Origin of the sequence: Bacillus cereus group sp. BfR-BA-01310 (assembly GCF_022664325.1) — a bacterium.
Lineage (GTDB): Bacteria > Bacillota > Bacilli > Bacillales > Bacillaceae_G > Bacillus_A > Bacillus_A paramycoides.
The window spans coordinates 101,714-116,392 of sequence record NZ_JAKUHD010000008.1; the positions used below are offsets into that span (position 1 = coordinate 101,714).

Here is a 14,679-nt window from a genome sequence, read left to right on the forward strand (position 1 = left end):
GGAAGGAAGAAATAGACAAGAAATAAGTTCTTTTGAATGACTCGATATGGGGGATCGTTATGAGGAAAGCCACGTTCTTCTTCATTAGTATTTTATTTCTAATAATATTATCAGCGTGTACTACGAAAACAGTAGAGCAAGTAGGAGTAAAAGAAGAACCTAAAGAAGGGTATATCATATTAAGAAATGACACGGTATTTTTTGTCGGTGATAAAACGTTTAAAACAAAAGTAGAGTTGCAAAATTATATAGAACAACAAATAAATAAAGAACATCCATCAGATACAATTTTGAGGCTGAATGATAAAAGAGCCTATGATCAATTAAAAACAGGGGATAAAATAAAAGTATGGTCTTCTCAAGTACTTGAAAGTTATCCAGCAAAAATGATTGTAGAGAAACTTGAAATAGTAGAGAAATAGAAAAAGGTAGCGATCACGCTACCTTTTTTATTATTTCACAAATTGTAATTCTTTCGGGAATTTCGTTAAAATTTCTGATCCGTCTTTTGTGATGTAAATATCATCTTCAATACGAACGCCACCTACGTTTGGTACGTAAATACCTGGTTCGATTGTAAAGACCATACCTTCTTTTAATAGAGAATCGTTGCCTTCTTTTACATCTGGATATTCGTGTACGCTAATTCCAAGTCCGTGACCAAGGCGGTGTGGGAAGAAGTCTCCGTAACCTGCATCTGCGATGACAGAGCGAGCAGCGTTGTCGATTGCGCCAAGTGTAACGCCTGGTTTACATGCTTCAACTGCTTGTAGTTGTCCAGCAAGTACAGTGTTGTAAATGCGAGTTTGTTCTTCAGAAATATCACCAAACGCTACTGTACGTGTAATGTCAGAGCAGTAACCTTCAATAATTACACCTAAATCAAATAGTACGAAATCGCCGCGTTTCATTTTGTTTGCACCTGGAATACCGTGTGGAAGAGCAGAGTTTGCACCTGCTAATACCATCGTATCGAATGACATTTTATGGATGCCTTTTGTTTTTAATTCATGCTCAATAATTGCTAATACTTCTAGCTCGCTGCGGTTTTCTTTAATTGCATTTACACCAACTTCAACAGCATAGTCTGCCATTTTAGCTGCTTCACGTAAAATAGAAAGTTCTTTTTCATCTTTAATTAGGCGAAGCTCGCGAACTTTCTCTTCAGCTGATTTGAAAGCCGCTTTCGGGAATAATTTCGTTAACTCTTCGTAGCGCTCTACGTTTAAATGTTCTTTTTCAATTGCAACTGCATTTGCATCAATACCACGATCTTTAATTGCTTTTGCAATCATATCCCATGGTTTGTCAGTATCAGTAAATCCGATAATTTCATGTGCCCAGCCAGCGTTACGCGCTTGGCCTTCTTCCATTTTAGGACAAATTAAAATAGGCTCTTTTTCTTGGAATACAAACATACCAAGTAGTCTTTCATGTGGTTCGCAGTGGAAGTTTGTCATGTAGAAGACGTTTGGTGTAGAAGTTAAGAACGCAGCTTCTACGTTTTTTTCTTTTAGCCATTGCATTAAATTTTCTAATCTAGCATTCATCGATAGGCACCCCCGAGATATTTAATTACAAATATAACTTTACATCGGATGAAAGCGTTATGACAAGTAAATAGATGTTAGAAAAGACAGGGAATTAAGAAATCATGTAGAATAAAAAGTGTGAATGTGAATAGGGGAGGAATGGAATGATGAAAGTATCTTATCACGGGCATTCAGTTGTAAAGATTGAAACGAATGGAAAGGTTATTTTAATTGACCCATTTTTAACGGGGAATCCGAAAACAGATTTAAAAGCAGAAGATGTAAAAGTTGATGCGATTATTTTATCGCACGGACACGGTGATCATGTCGGCGATACAGTAGCGCTAGCAAAAAAAAATAATGCGGTTGTTGTGGCGCCGTTTGAACTAGCGACATTTTTAGGATGGCAAGGTGTAAATACACATCCAATGCATATTGGAGGTTCACACGAATTTAACTTCGGTAAAGTGAAATTTACGCAAGCATTCCACGGTTCTAGTTATATTGATGAAGAAAATAAAACAATTACATATACAGGTATGCCAGCTGGTATTTTGTTTACGGCAGAGGAGAAAACTGTATATCATGCAGGAGATACTGCTTTATTCTCTGATATGAAGTTAATTGGAGAACTTAATAACGTTGATTTAGCATTTTTACCAATTGGTGATAATTTTACAATGGGGCCAGAAGATGCTGTTTTAGCTGCAAAATGGGTAGGTGCGAAAACAGTTGTACCGATGCATTACAATACGTTCCCAGTTATTGAACAAGACCCTTATCAATTTGTAGAAAAACTACAAAATTGTACAGGGAAAGTATTAGAAGCTGGAGAAAGTATTACACTATAAAAAAGAAACCCTTCATTTGAACAAACAAGTGAAGGGTTTTTTACGTGTGTAGCACAGCTTTTAAAGTTTGCGCTTGTTTTGGTGATTTTTTTCTTTTTGGGAGTGGCTGTTCGGGTGTTTCATTCAATTCAATTGCAACCTTTTTTCCATCTACGAAAGCTAAAAATACAGCACCTACAACCTCTAAAAATTTTTTTATCATTTATTCGCTCCTTTGTTTCATTTCTTGTCTTAATTGTATATGGAAGCGTGTGGACAAGCTATCGAACGAGATGACAATACCATTACATTGTTGTAATGGAAGGATTAGTGTAATGTAAGGAGCATTTTGTTATAAAAAAAATAGTACAGACATACAAAGAGAGAGTGTAACAGTTTTGAAAATATAGTATACTGAAAATACAACACATGAAGAATTTAGGGAAAAGAAAGTATGGTGAAACCATTTGGCTACCAAACATAATCAAATTTTAGAACATATTAATAGCCTGCCAGTAGGGCATAAAATTTCTGTGAGGCAAATTGCGAAAGATTTAGGTGTAAGTGAAGGGACAGCTTACAGAGCAATTAAAGATGCAGAAAATAAAGGATATGTTAGTACAATTGAACGTGTCGGAACAATTCGAATTGAACAAAAGAAGAAAGAGAATATTGAAAAACTGACATATGCAGAAGTCGTTAACATTGTCGATGGTCAAGTGCTTGGAGGCAGAGACGGACTACATAAAACATTAAATAAATTCGTAATCGGGGCTATGAAATTAGAAGCGATGATGCGCTATACAGAAGCAGGGAACTTACTTATTATCGGTAACCGTACGAACGCACATCAACTAGCATTAGAAGCTGGAGCTGCGGTGTTAATTACGGGTGGATTTGATACGGAAGATCATGTGAAGAAATTAGCAGACGAGTTAAAGCTACCGATAATTTCGAGTAGCTATGATACATTTACGGTCGCAACGTTAATTAACCGTGCTATTTATGATCAGCTTATTAAGAAAGAAATTGTACTCGTTGAAGATATTTTAACACCAATTGAAGAAACGTTATATTTAAAGCCAAGTGATACAGTACAGCAATGGCATGCCTATAATGAAGAGACGATGCATGGACGTTATCCAATTGTTGATGAAAATAAAAAGGTGCTAGGTATCGTAACTTCCAAAGATATGATTGGTGTTGTGAAAGAAACACCAATTGATAAAGTAATGACAAAGCATCCAATTACGGTAAATGGAAAAATGTCTGTCGCAGCTGCGGCACGTATGATGGTGTGGGAAGGTATTGAGTTACTTCCTGTTGTTGACGAAGGAAATAAATTACAAGGAATTATTAGCCGCCAAGATGTACTTCAGGCGCTGCAAATGATTCAGCGTCAACCGCAAGTTGGTGAAACAATTGATGATATTGTAACGAATCAATTTATGACTCCGAAAGAAGCGAAAAATGAGCATCTATACCAATTTTCAGTGACACCACAAATGACCAATTCGATCGGGACGTTATCTTACGGCGTATTCGCAACGATTGTGACCGAAGCAACGAATCGCGTCATTCGTGCGCAGAAGAAGAGTGACTTAATTGTTGAGAACTTAACCATTTATTTCGTAAAGCCAGTTCAAATTGATAATGTTGTATCAGTTCATCCGAAAGTATTAGAAATTGGGCGTAAATTTGGTAAGGTTGATGTAGAAGTGCATCATGAAGGTAATGTTGTTGGAAAAGCATTGCTTATGGTGCAATTGATCGACAAATAAAAAGATGGAACAAATCGCTTTGATTTGTTCCATCTTTTTTGTTTTATAGGTGTTGTCCATCGCTAAAGATGTAAGCGAGTTTTAGTAGAATATGTATAAGGCTGAGTAGGAGTAGGAAAATTATGCTTATTTGGTATGTAGGAGAGGGGTTATATGGAGAGACAATTATATAATGAGAAATAACAGAATATTAATTCTTTTAGATTATATACTATGTTATAATCGGATTGTAAGATAATGGATGTCGGAAGGGGGATGCAATATGTCATCAGAATTACTCTTTTTTGGTGGTATCGCACTCTTTTACTTTCTTGTGATGATACCAATTCAATACTTATATTTACAAGGATTAAATGAAAAAAAGAAACGAACAGGATTATCTCAGCAAGAACTGTACAAACAGATGTCCTTTGAAGAAGAACAATTACATTTTCACGTACAAGGCAATCTATTTAATATACCTTCTGCGTTTGTTGCAAGTATGATTTTGAAGATTAAGGGACGTAAAAAAGCATCACAATATTGATGCTTTTTTACGTTGTTTTATAAGATTCAGCTTCTTTTACTGCTAATGGTAGAAAATGTTTATATTGGCGGAATCCATTAAATGTACTCGCAGTGCCAAATAAAATAAACAAAACACCAACGATGATGCGGGCAGTTGAAAGCTCTAAAAAAAATTGGTTTATCCCAAAGAATAGGACGAATAAGCCGAGTGCCATAGCGGATTTCCCTGAGAGCCAACCTTTCTCCATTGGACGGTTTGTACGAAAGAATTTTGTTTTATAGAAGAGATACAACATAAATGAGACGATAATACAGAAAACTAATACTGGCATAATGCACACTCCCATCGCTTTATATAAAATAGTGGAGAATAAAGAAATATCTAAACTTTCTAACTTTTATTATAAAGCAATTGTTCGCATGTATGAAATATTTTCCGCTATAATGGAGGATAAAGTGAAACTTTAATTAGTGTGGGGATATTTCCCCCACACTAATTATTAGTTGAACGAATCGGGCTTTTACGTGCAGTTGATCCGCCGCTTAACTTTGTCTCATTGGTTTCAATGTATTTTGAGGTGGGAGTCTTACTACACGTTAATGCGGGATAAAGTGAAGAAGTTGAATGAAAAGGAGATTATACATATGCATGAACAAATTTTAGGAGCAATTAAAGAGTTTGATACAATTATTATTCATCGTCATGTGCGTCCGGATCCAGATGCGTTAGGTTCTCAGTGCGGACTTGGTACAATTTTGCAAGAATCGTTTCCAGAGAAAAATATTTATATGGTTGGGTACAACGAGCCTTCTTTATCGTTTTTACGAGTAATGGATGATATTGAAGATAGTGTATATGAAGATGCACTTGTTATCGTTTGTGATACAGCAAATCAAGAGCGTGTTTGTGATCAGCGTTATACAAAAGGAAAGATGTTAATTAAAATTGATCATCATCCGAATGAAGATCCGTACGGAGATATTACGTGGGTGGATACGACAGCAAGCTCTACAAGTGAGCTTATTTATGAGTTTTATTCTTATGGAAAAGATAAAGGATTAACGATTTCAAAGGAAGCAGCTCGCCTTATTTTAGCGGGTATTGTTGGAGATACAGGCCGCTTCTTATTCCCAAATACAACAGCGAAAACACTTCGTTACGTAAGTGAGCTTGTTGATATGGACGTGAAATTCACGGATTTATACAATGAAATGTATAAGACGAAAGAGAAAATTGCTCGTTTAAACGGTTATATTTTACAAAACTTTACGATGGTAGAAGAAGGAGCAGCGTACATTAAATTAACGAAAGAGGTATTAGAAAAGTTTGATGTACTTCCTTCTGAAGCATCTGGTGTTGTCGGAGCGCTTGGTAATATTGATGGATTAAAGGCGTGGGTTCTATTTTTAGAGGAAGACGATGTTATTCGTGTTCGTCTTCGTTCAAAAGGACCGGTTATTAATAAATTAGCAATGCAATATAACGGTGGAGGACATCCGATGGCTTCTGGTGCAAAAGCATCTTCTTGGGAAGAAGCGGATCGTCTTTTTGCTGATTTACGTGAGCTGTGCAGATAAGAGCTTATATGTTAAAACGAAAAGAAGGAGAGGTGTAGAATCCCTCCTTCTTTTCGTTTATTTTTCTTTCTCTATATCAATACTAATTTCAAGTACGGTATCAAAAGAGACTGTGTCTACTTTAAAGCGATATATACGATCGTAATGTTTGTACGTTTTATTTTCGATTACCTTTTTGAGTAGGTCTTTATTTTTGGCGATGCTTTGAATGTTTTTCGTTAAAAGATGTTGGAGATCGTTATGGATAGAAGTGGTCATATTTTCGAGTGTAAGGTTGTCTAAGTCATATTTTTCTCGATTTATAATTTTTATTTTGATTTCTTGAATTGTTAAGAGCCGCTTATTTTCCGTATTCAATTTCTCTTGATCTTCGAGAAGGACATGGAGTTTTGCTTCTTGCTTTTCTATAATTTCTTTTTGTTCTGCTATTTTACTAGCTTGTTCTTGCTGGAAAACACCGTATATGTACAAAAAAATAAACCAGCTCAAAACCCCTCCAACAGCAGCACCAGCTAAAACTAAATACCACCTTTTTGCTGTATTGGCACTTGGTACTCTCATACATGTTCCTGTGTAAGCCATTTAATAATAATAAGACCAGTTTGCATACCACCAGTTGCGAAAAAAATAAGGAGAATTTGTTTTACGATATCTTTCATATCTCCGCCAAAGAAGCTTCTTTCAAAGCTATAAAAGGTATCGAACGTTCCACCAATTGCTGCAACGAGTGCCCAAATTCTTAAATTTTGGGCAAATTGATTAATATAAGTTAGAGCTGGTTTTCCGATGAGAAATGCACCAAATCCACCAATTAATGAACCACCAAGTATAACTCCAAAGGCAATAAAGTAACTAATAATAAGCAGAGAGAAAAAAGTATGTTCTCTTACATCCATCGTCATTCCCCTTTCTTCTTCATATATATGGACAAAGTATGAGAAGTATGTTTTGATTTCCGCTTTCCTCATCACCTATAATAAAAGTAGTCAAATAGGTAAAGAGAGGGTACAACAGTGAAGTTTGTGCATTTACAATGTCAAACCGTTTTTAGTTTATTAAAGAGTGCTTGTAAAATTGATGAGCTTGTCATTCGGGCGAAAGAGCTTGGATTTTCATCGCTGGCCATTACGGATGAAAATGTCATGTATGGAGTTATTCCGTTTTATAAAGCATGCAAGAAAAATGGTATACAGCCTATTATCGGCTTAACAGCCTCTATTTTTAGTGAAGAGGAAGAAAGGTCTTATCCACTCGTCTTACTCGCTGAGAATGAAATAGGCTATCAAAATTTATTAAAGATTTCTAGCAGTATTATGACGAAGTCAAAAGAGGGTATTCCGAAGAAATGGCTTGCTCATTATGCGAAAGGATTAATTGCGATTTCACCAGGGAAAGATGGGGAAATTGAACAGTTATTATTAGAAGACAAAGAGAGTCAGGCTGAAGAAGTAGCCCGCACGTATCAAAATATGTTCGGCAATTTTTATATAAGTTTACAGTATCACGCGATTCAAGATGAACTGCTTTTGCAAGAAAAACTGCCTGAATTTATTAATAAGGTAAACGTTCCAGTCGTTGCAACAAATGATGTGCGCTACATTAATCAAAGCGATGCACTTGTTCATGAATGTTTATTATCTGTTGAGGGTGGAACGAAAATGACTGATCCAGATAGGCCGAGGATGAAAACGGATCAGTATTATTTAAAGTCGTCGGATGAAATGGAAGCACTATTTTCTCATACTGAGGAAGCGATTCAAAACACAATAAAAATCGCGGAGCGTTGCCAAGTGGAGATTCCTTTCCAGGTAAATCAACTACCTAAGTTTCCTGTTCCATCTAACGAGACGAGTGATATGTACTTGCGCCGTGTTTGTGAAGAAGGCTTGCAGAAACGATATGGCGTGCCGAAAGAAGTGCATATAAAGCGTTTGGATCATGAATTAAATGTTATTTCCCGCATGGGATTTAGTGATTATTTCCTCATTGTATGGGACTTTATGAAATATGCACATGAAAATCATATTTTAACAGGACCAGGACGTGGATCAGCAGCTGGTTCGCTCGTTTCTTACGTATTGGAAATTACAGATATTGATCCGATTGAATATGACTTATTATTTGAAAGGTTTTTAAATCCGGAACGTGTGACACTTCCAGATATTGATATTGATTTTCCAGATATAAGACGTGATGAGATGATTCGATATGTGAAAGATAAATATGGTCAGCTTCGTGTTGCACAAATTGTAACGTTCGGAACCCTTGCAGCAAAAGCTGCAATTAGAGACATTGCTCGTGTAATGGGGCTACCGCCAAGAGATATTGACATATTTTCAAAACTTATTCCATCAAAGCTTGGTATAACATTAAAAGATGCATATGAGGAATCACAATCACTCCGTGAGTTTATACAAGGGAATCTTTTGCATGAGCGTGTGTTTGAAATTGCAAAACGTGTAGAGGGATTACCGCGGCATACGTCTATTCATGCAGCTGGCGTTATTATGAGCCAAGAACCGTTAACGGGGAGTGTAGCAATCCAAGAAGGGCATAACGATGTTTATGTTACGCAATATCCAGCTGATGTATTAGAAGAACTTGGCCTGTTAAAGATGGACTTTTTAGGTTTACGTAATTTAACGTTACTTGAAAATATTATGAAGTTTATCGTTAAAAAAACGGGGGAACAAATTGATATAAGAAATCTACCTCTTCAAGATGAAAAGACGTTTCAATTGTTAGGGAGAGGGGATACAACAGGTGTATTCCAGCTTGAATCAGGTGGTATGCGAAATGTACTTCGCGGGTTAAAACCGAATGAATTTGAAGACATAGTCGCTGTTAACTCGTTATACAGACCAGGACCGATGGAACAAATTCCAACCTTTATTGAATCGAAGCATGGAAAAAGAGGAATTGAATATTTACATCCAGATTTAAAGCCGATTTTAGAACGAACATACGGCGTAATTGTATACCAAGAACAAATTATGCAAATCGCATCGAAGTTAGCTGGATTTTCGCTCGGAGAAGCGGATTTACTGCGCCGTGCAGTGAGTAAAAAGAATCGTGATATTTTAGATCAAGAACGTAAACATTTTGTTCAAGGTTGTTTGAAAAACGGATACGATGAGACATCATCAGAACGAATTTACGATTTAATTGTAAGATTTGCGAATTACGGTTTTAACCGAAGTCACGCTGTAGCTTACAGTATGATCGGATATCAGCTTGCATACTTAAAAGCAAATTATACGCTGGAATTTATGACAGCATTATTATCAAGTGCAATTGGTAATGAAGATAAGATTGTGCAGTATATACGAGAAACGAAGCGGAAAGGTTTTCACGTCTTACCGCCGTCTCTTCAGAGAAGTGGTTACAATTTCCAAATAGAAGGAAATGCGATTCGTTATAGTTTACTTTCGATTCGGAATATCGGAATGGCTACAGTGACGGCGTTATTGGAAGAACGAGAGAACAAAATGTTCGAAGATTTATTTGAATTTTGTCTTCGTATGCCATCAAAGTTTGTCACAGAGCGAAATTTAGAGGCTTTCGTCTGGTCTGGATGTTTTGACGATTTTGGTGTTTCGAGGACGACTTTATGGAAAAGTCTTAAAGGGGCGTTAGAGTACGCAAACCTTGCACGTGATTTAGGAGATGCTGTTCCGAAATCAAAATACGTACAAGGAGAAGAGCTATCCTTTATTGAACAGTTAAATAAAGAGAAGGAAGCACTCGGTTTTTATCTATCTAGCTATCCGACAGCGCAGTATGTGAAGTTAGGAAAAGAATTAGAAATTCCATCTCTTGCTCAGGCGATGCGACATAAGAAAAAAGTACAAAGGGCAATCGTATATATAACAAGTGTGAAAGTTATTCGTACGAAAAAGTTACAAAAGATGGCGTTTATTACATTCTGTGATCAAAATGATGAAATGGAAGCTGTTCTTTTCCCGGAAACATATATACATTTTTCAAACAGGCTACAAGAAGGAGAAATTGTTTTAGTTGATGGCACGATTGAGCAAAGAAATCATAAGTTACAATGGATTGTGAATGGACTATATCCGCTAGAAGAAATGGATGTTTATGAAGAGATGAAAGAAGCGTCTGTTTACGTGAAGTTGCCGTCTCAGTATGAAAAAAAGCTTGTAAATCAAGTTACAAAAACATTGTTTGACTATTCAGGTTTTGCGAAAGTACTAATTTATTATGAAAAGGAACATAAAATGGTACAATTATCTCGAAGTTTATCAATTCATCCAAGTGAAGAATGTTTAGGAGCACTTCGTGAAATTGTCGGTGACGAAAATGTCGTTGTGAAAATATAATGGACAATTTCCCTACACTTCGATTATTATAGTAGTAGTGTTCGTGGTCAGACCACTTGGAGAAATTGATATCAGCAAGAATAATTTGAGGAGAGTGGATAGTTTGTCAACACTTCGTGAAGAAGCACTTCACATGCATAAAGTGCATCAAGGAAAATTAGAAACTGTATCAAAAGTAAAAGTAGAAAATGCAAAAGATTTAAGTCTTGCATATTCTCCAGGGGTAGCAGAGCCTTGTAAAGAAATTTATGACGATAAAAGTAAGGTATATGAATATACAATGAAGGGAAATATGGTAGCAGTTGTGACAGATGGAACGGCTGTACTTGGTCTTGGTAACATTGGACCTGAAGCATCTCTTCCAGTAATGGAAGGTAAAGCTGTATTATTCAAGAGCTTTGCTGGTGTAGATGCATTCCCAATTGCCTTAAATACAAACGATGTAGATAAAATTGTTGAAACTGTAAAATTAATGGAGCCAACTTTTGGTGGTGTAAACTTAGAAGATATCGCAGCACCAAATTGCTTCATTATTGAAGAACGTTTGAAAAAAGAGACAAATATTCCTATCTTCCATGATGATCAACACGGAACAGCTATCGTAACAGTAGCAGGCCTTGTGAACGCGCTGAAATTAGTTGGGAAGAAAATGTCTGACATTAAAGTTGTCGCAAATGGCGCAGGTGCAGCAGGTATTGCAATCATTAAACTTTTATATCGCTATGGTGTACGTGACGTTATTATGTGTGACCGTAAAGGTGCGATTTATGAAGGTCGTCCTGTCGGTATGAATCCCGTGAAGGATGAAGTTGCAAAATATACAAATAAGAATCGTATAGAAGGTTCTTTAGCTGACGTTGTAAAAGGTACGGACGTATTCATTGGTGTATCTGCAGAAGGTGCATTAACGGAGGAGATGGTTCGTACAATGAATGACGATGCGATTATTTTTGCAATGGCGAATCCGGTTCCAGAAATTATGCCAGAATTGGCAAAAGCAGCGGGCGCAGCTGTTGTTGGAACAGGTCGTTCTGACTTCCCGAACCAAGTAAATAATGTACTAGCGTTCCCTGGTATTTTCCGCGGTGCACTTGATGTACATGCGACACAAATTAATGAAGAAATGAAGATGGCAGCTGTACAAGCCATTGCAGAGCTTGTATCAGAGGATGAGTTGAATGCAGACCATATCATTCCAGCGCCGTTTGACGCGCGTGTAGCGCCTCAAGTAGCGGCTTACGTTGCGAGAGCAGCAATGGAGACAGGAGTAGCTCGCCGTCAAGTAGATCCAAATGAAGTCGCTGAGAAAACAAAACAATTAGCGCTGATTGGTAAAGAATAAGCGAGGAATTCCCATTGACATCATCAAATACAAAAGTATATCTCGAAATTGTAAAAAAAATCCGTTCCATTATGGAAGAGGATGGTTTAGTAGCGGGGGATCGTTTGCCGTCTGAGCGTGAGTTAAGTTCACGTTTAAACGTTGGACGTTCCTCTGTAAGAGAAGCATTGCGTGCTTTAGAATTGGTAGGGTTAATTGAAACAAGACGCGGTGAGGGGACGTTTATTCGAAACTTTTACGATAACGGTCTTGTACAATTAATTGCTCCGTTTCTACTGCAAGATGAGAAAACAATTCGTGATTTATTACAAACAAAACGATTGCTTGAGAAAGATATGATTCGCATTGTATGTAATTTACCGAAAGAAGCGTTTTCTAAAGTGCTAAGTAAATTACACCAAGTGCTTGAAGAAAACGCAAGTTCAATTCCGATGCTTCATCAAACGTTCTTTAAAACACTTATTGAACAAGTCGATAATTATTTACTATATCGCATTTGGATGATCGTAAATGATTACGTTGCAACTCTTTCTTGTGAAGTTTCAGGAGATTCTATCGAATTGTATAGAAAACTGTATGCTACTTTGGAAGTGAAACAAGAAAATGATGCGTTAAAAATTTACGATGAATTAGTAGAGAATATACAGTTTCACTCGTAATGTATAAAATTTGTCGAAATGACCATGACACGTTATGACAAACATTCTACCGCATAGCGGTTAAAGTTAAACGTAAAGAGAGAGGTTATTAGACAGATTGAGAAGATAAGGCTAACATCAAACTTTGGTGTTAGCCCCATTTTCTTCTTACGCTAACCTTAGCTCTCAACGAAGGGGGTCAAATTGTGCTAAGAGATTTATTCGTGAAAAAGAAAAAGTACGCTGCAATACCTTCAGAACAAGTACGAAAAGATGTACCAGATGGCGTTATGACAAAATGTCCGAAATGTAAAAAAATCATGTATACGAAAGAGCTTCTTAAGAATTTAAAAGTATGCGTAAATTGTGGATATCATCATCCAATGAATGCATGGGAACGTCTTGACAGTATATTGGACGAAGGTTCATTTCGTGAGTATGACAAAGAGATGGTTTCATTAAATCCACTTGAGTTTCCAGGATATGAAGAGAAACTAGAAAACGATCGTAAGAAGACTGAATTGAATGAAGCGGTTGTAACTGGTGAAGGAACAATTGATGACATGCTTGTTGTTGTTGCAGTAATGGATTCTCGTTTTCGAATGGGCAGCATGGGCTCTGTTGTAGGAGAAAAAATTGCCCGTGCAGTTGAAAAGGCATACGACTTACAAGTTCCATTTATTATCTTTACTGCGTCGGGTGGTGCCCGTATGCAAGAAGGGATATTAAGTTTAATGCAAATGGCGAAAACAAGCGTAGCTTTGAAAAAGCATAGTAATGCAGGAGGGTTATTTATTTCTGTTATGACTCACCCGACGACAGGCGGGGTTTCAGCGAGTTTCGCTTCACTTGGTGATTATAATCTTGCAGAACCAGGTGCACTTATCGGATTTGCTGGTAGACGTGTAATTGAACAAACAGTGCGTGAGAAACTGCCGGAAGATTTCCAAACGGCAGAGTTTTTACTAGAGCACGGTCAATTAGATGCGGTGGTGCATCGTGATGATATGAGAGAATCACTCCGTAAGATTTTAGAAGTTCATCAAGGAGGGGAAATGGCTGTATGGCAGAGCTAGAATTTGAGAAACCAGTTGTTGAGCTAAGAAATAAGATTCGCGAACTGAAAGACTATACGAAAAACAGCCAGATGGACTTCAGTGAGGAGATTCGTATTTTGGAAGACAAGCTAGAACATTTAGAGGAAGATATATACGGCAATATGAAAGTATGGGACCGTGTTCAAATTGCTCGTCATGCAGAACGACCGACAACGCTTGATTATATTGAGCACTTATTTACTGATTTTTTTGAATGTCATGGAGATCGCCTATTTGGCGATGATGCAGCGATTGTCGGCGGCATTGCGAAATATAAGGGAATGCCTGTAACTGTAATTGGGCATCAACGCGGAAAAGATACGAAAGAAAATATTCGTCGTAATTTTGGGATGCCTCATCCAGAAGGATATCGAAAGGCACTGCGTTTAATGAAACAAGCGGAAAAGTTCAATCGTCCAATTATTTGTTTCATTGATACGAAGGGAGCTTATCCTGGTAAAGCAGCTGAAGAGCGTGGTCAAAGTGAAGCTATTGCCCGTAATTTATTTGAAATGGCCGGTTTAACTGTACCTGTTATTTGTATTGTTATCGGTGAAGGTGGTAGTGGTGGTGCGCTAGGTCTTGGAGTAGGAGATTACATTCATATGCTAGAAAATTCCACTTATTCTGTTATTACACCAGAGGGTGCGGCAGCAATTCTTTGGAAAGACGCTGGAAAAGCGAAAGAGGCTGCAGAAGCGATGAGAATTACAGCATTAGATTTGAAAGAATTAGGTGTAATTGACGAAATTATTCCAGAGGCGCGAGGCGGGGCGCATCGTAATGTTTTGAAACAATCAGAAAATATAGATTTAATGCTTAGAAAAACTTTTGAACAATTAAGCGGAATTTCGAAAGATGAATTAATCGAAAAACGTTATGAAAAATATATGAAAATTGGGCAAGTTTCGTTTTCAAACGCTTCCATTTGGATAAAATAAGAAAAGCGTGCGTTCCTCTTCGCGAATGCACGTTTTTATTATGAAAAGACACATCTTCTCCATTGTGTTTTTATATTTTTTCGTGTTATTTTA

At 37.1% G+C, this 14,679-nt stretch carries 15 protein-coding genes; 10 read left to right on the forward strand and 5 right to left on the reverse strand.

Annotation, left to right across the window (positions count from 1 at the left end; genetic code table 11):
- Window positions 1–59 precede the first annotated feature (59 nt).
- A complete protein-coding gene (locus MR109_RS17405) occupies window positions 60–422 on the forward strand; it encodes a DUF3221 domain-containing protein (RefSeq protein WP_071718463.1) in 363 nt (120 codons plus the stop codon).
- Window positions 423–452: 30 nt separating this feature from the next.
- Here MR109_RS17405 and pepQ read toward each other — a convergent pair whose 3' ends face one another.
- On the reverse strand, window positions 453–1,550 hold the full coding sequence (gene pepQ, locus MR109_RS17410; protein ID WP_048372208.1) for a Xaa-Pro dipeptidase: 1,098 nt from the start codon (window positions 1,548–1,550) through the stop codon (window positions 453–455).
- Between the two features lie 149 nt (window positions 1,551–1,699).
- On the opposite strand from pepQ, the gene MR109_RS17415 reads away from it, so the two are divergent.
- Window positions 1,700–2,383 carry a metal-dependent hydrolase gene (locus MR109_RS17415; protein WP_025147575.1) on the forward strand — a complete coding sequence of 228 codons (684 nt, stop codon included), beginning with the start codon at window positions 1,700–1,702 and terminating at the stop codon, window positions 2,381–2,383.
- 40 nt (window positions 2,384–2,423) lie between these two features.
- On the opposite strand, the gene MR109_RS17420 is transcribed toward MR109_RS17415, so the two are convergent.
- On the reverse strand, window positions 2,424–2,585 hold the full coding sequence (locus MR109_RS17420) for a hypothetical protein (protein ID WP_242273281.1): 162 nt from the start codon (window positions 2,583–2,585) through the stop codon (window positions 2,424–2,426).
- Between the two features lie 244 nt (window positions 2,586–2,829).
- On the opposite strand from MR109_RS17420, the gene MR109_RS17425 reads away from it, so the two are divergent.
- Together MR109_RS17425 and MR109_RS17430 are read left to right on the forward strand one after the other, a co-directional pair.
- A complete protein-coding gene (locus MR109_RS17425; protein ID WP_002173733.1) occupies window positions 2,830–4,143 on the forward strand; it encodes a CBS domain-containing protein in 1,314 nt (437 codons plus the stop codon).
- A 262-nt stretch (window positions 4,144–4,405) separates the two neighbouring features.
- On the forward strand, window positions 4,406–4,669 hold the full coding sequence (locus MR109_RS17430) for a DUF3949 domain-containing protein (RefSeq protein WP_025147574.1): 264 nt from the start codon (window positions 4,406–4,408) through the stop codon (window positions 4,667–4,669).
- Between the two features lie 7 nt (window positions 4,670–4,676).
- On the opposite strand, the gene MR109_RS17435 is transcribed toward MR109_RS17430, so the two are convergent.
- Window positions 4,677–4,982 carry a YtpI family protein gene (locus MR109_RS17435; protein WP_002173730.1) on the reverse strand — a complete coding sequence of 102 codons (306 nt, stop codon included), beginning with the start codon at window positions 4,980–4,982 and terminating at the stop codon, window positions 4,677–4,679.
- Window positions 4,983–5,295: 313 nt separating this feature from the next.
- On the opposite strand from MR109_RS17435, the gene MR109_RS17440 reads away from it, so the two are divergent.
- On the forward strand, window positions 5,296–6,228 hold the full coding sequence (locus MR109_RS17440) for a DHH family phosphoesterase (protein ID WP_098306393.1): 933 nt from the start codon (window positions 5,296–5,298) through the stop codon (window positions 6,226–6,228).
- A 57-nt stretch (window positions 6,229–6,285) separates the two neighbouring features.
- Here the strand turns inward: MR109_RS17440 and ytrI are convergent, their stop codons facing one another.
- Both ytrI and MR109_RS17450 read right to left on the reverse strand, forming a co-directional pair.
- Window positions 6,286–6,789 (reverse strand): sporulation membrane protein YtrI, encoded by a 504-nt coding sequence (gene ytrI / locus MR109_RS17445; RefSeq protein ID WP_002173728.1) that lies wholly within the window; start codon window positions 6,787–6,789, stop codon window positions 6,286–6,288.
- On the reverse strand, window positions 6,786–7,199 hold the full coding sequence (locus MR109_RS17450; protein WP_002034291.1) for a YtrH family sporulation protein: 414 nt from the start codon (window positions 7,197–7,199) through the stop codon (window positions 6,786–6,788). The genes ytrI and MR109_RS17450 overlap by 4 nt, the downstream gene beginning before the upstream one ends.
- 42 nt (window positions 7,200–7,241) lie before the next feature.
- Here MR109_RS17450 and dnaE point away from each other — a divergent pair, with 42 nt between their 5' ends.
- The 5 genes from dnaE (at window position 7,242) to accA (ending at window position 14,586) form a co-directional block, all read left to right on the forward strand.
- Window positions 7,242–10,568, forward strand: a complete 3,327-nt coding sequence (dnaE, locus tag MR109_RS17455; protein ID WP_242273283.1) for a DNA polymerase III subunit alpha — start codon at window positions 7,242–7,244, stop codon at window positions 10,566–10,568.
- A 133-nt stretch (window positions 10,569–10,701) separates the two neighbouring features.
- Entirely contained in the window at window positions 10,702–11,910 is a 1,209-nt protein-coding gene (gene ystJ, locus MR109_RS17460; RefSeq protein ID WP_162790989.1) for an NADP-dependent malic enzyme, read from the forward strand.
- A gap of 14 nt (window positions 11,911–11,924) precedes the next feature.
- Window positions 11,925–12,569 carry a FadR/GntR family transcriptional regulator gene (locus tag MR109_RS17465; protein ID WP_002173725.1) on the forward strand — a complete coding sequence of 215 codons (645 nt, stop codon included), beginning with the start codon at window positions 11,925–11,927 and terminating at the stop codon, window positions 12,567–12,569.
- A gap of 185 nt (window positions 12,570–12,754) precedes the next feature.
- Window positions 12,755–13,624 carry an acetyl-CoA carboxylase, carboxyltransferase subunit beta gene (gene accD / locus MR109_RS17470; protein WP_002173724.1) on the forward strand — a complete coding sequence of 290 codons (870 nt, stop codon included), beginning with the start codon at window positions 12,755–12,757 and terminating at the stop codon, window positions 13,622–13,624.
- Complete coding sequence (accA, locus tag MR109_RS17475; RefSeq protein WP_048372219.1) at window positions 13,612–14,586, forward strand: acetyl-CoA carboxylase carboxyl transferase subunit alpha; 975 nt, start codon at window positions 13,612–13,614, stop codon at window positions 14,584–14,586. Before accD ends, accA begins: the two co-directional genes overlap by 13 nt.
- Window positions 14,587–14,679: the final 93 nt, after the last annotated feature.

Coding starts and splice junctions, on each gene's coding strand:
- MR109_RS17435 (WP_002173730.1), bottom strand. CDS start 4,982: ATGCCAGTATTAGTTTTCTGTATTATCGTCTCATTTATGTTGTATCTC.
- MR109_RS17440 (WP_098306393.1), top strand. CDS start 5,296: ATGCATGAACAAATTTTAGGAGCAATTAAAGAGTTTGATACAATTATT.
- ytrI (WP_002173728.1), bottom strand. CDS start 6,789: ATGAGAGTACCAAGTGCCAATACAGCAAAAAGGTGGTATTTAGTTTTA.
- accA (WP_048372219.1), top strand. CDS start 13,612: ATGGCAGAGCTAGAATTTGAGAAACCAGTTGTTGAGCTAAGAAATAAG.
- pepQ (WP_048372208.1), bottom strand. CDS start 1,550: ATGAATGCTAGATTAGAAAATTTAATGCAATGGCTAAAAGAAAAAAAC.
- MR109_RS17430 (WP_025147574.1), top strand. CDS start 4,406: ATGTCATCAGAATTACTCTTTTTTGGTGGTATCGCACTCTTTTACTTT.
- MR109_RS17415 (WP_025147575.1), top strand. CDS start 1,700: ATGAAAGTATCTTATCACGGGCATTCAGTTGTAAAGATTGAAACGAAT.
- ystJ (WP_162790989.1), top strand. CDS start 10,702: ATGCATAAAGTGCATCAAGGAAAATTAGAAACTGTATCAAAAGTAAAA.
- MR109_RS17405 (WP_071718463.1), top strand. CDS start 60: ATGAGGAAAGCCACGTTCTTCTTCATTAGTATTTTATTTCTAATAATA.
- MR109_RS17420 (WP_242273281.1), bottom strand. CDS start 2,585: ATGATAAAAAAATTTTTAGAGGTTGTAGGTGCTGTATTTTTAGCTTTC.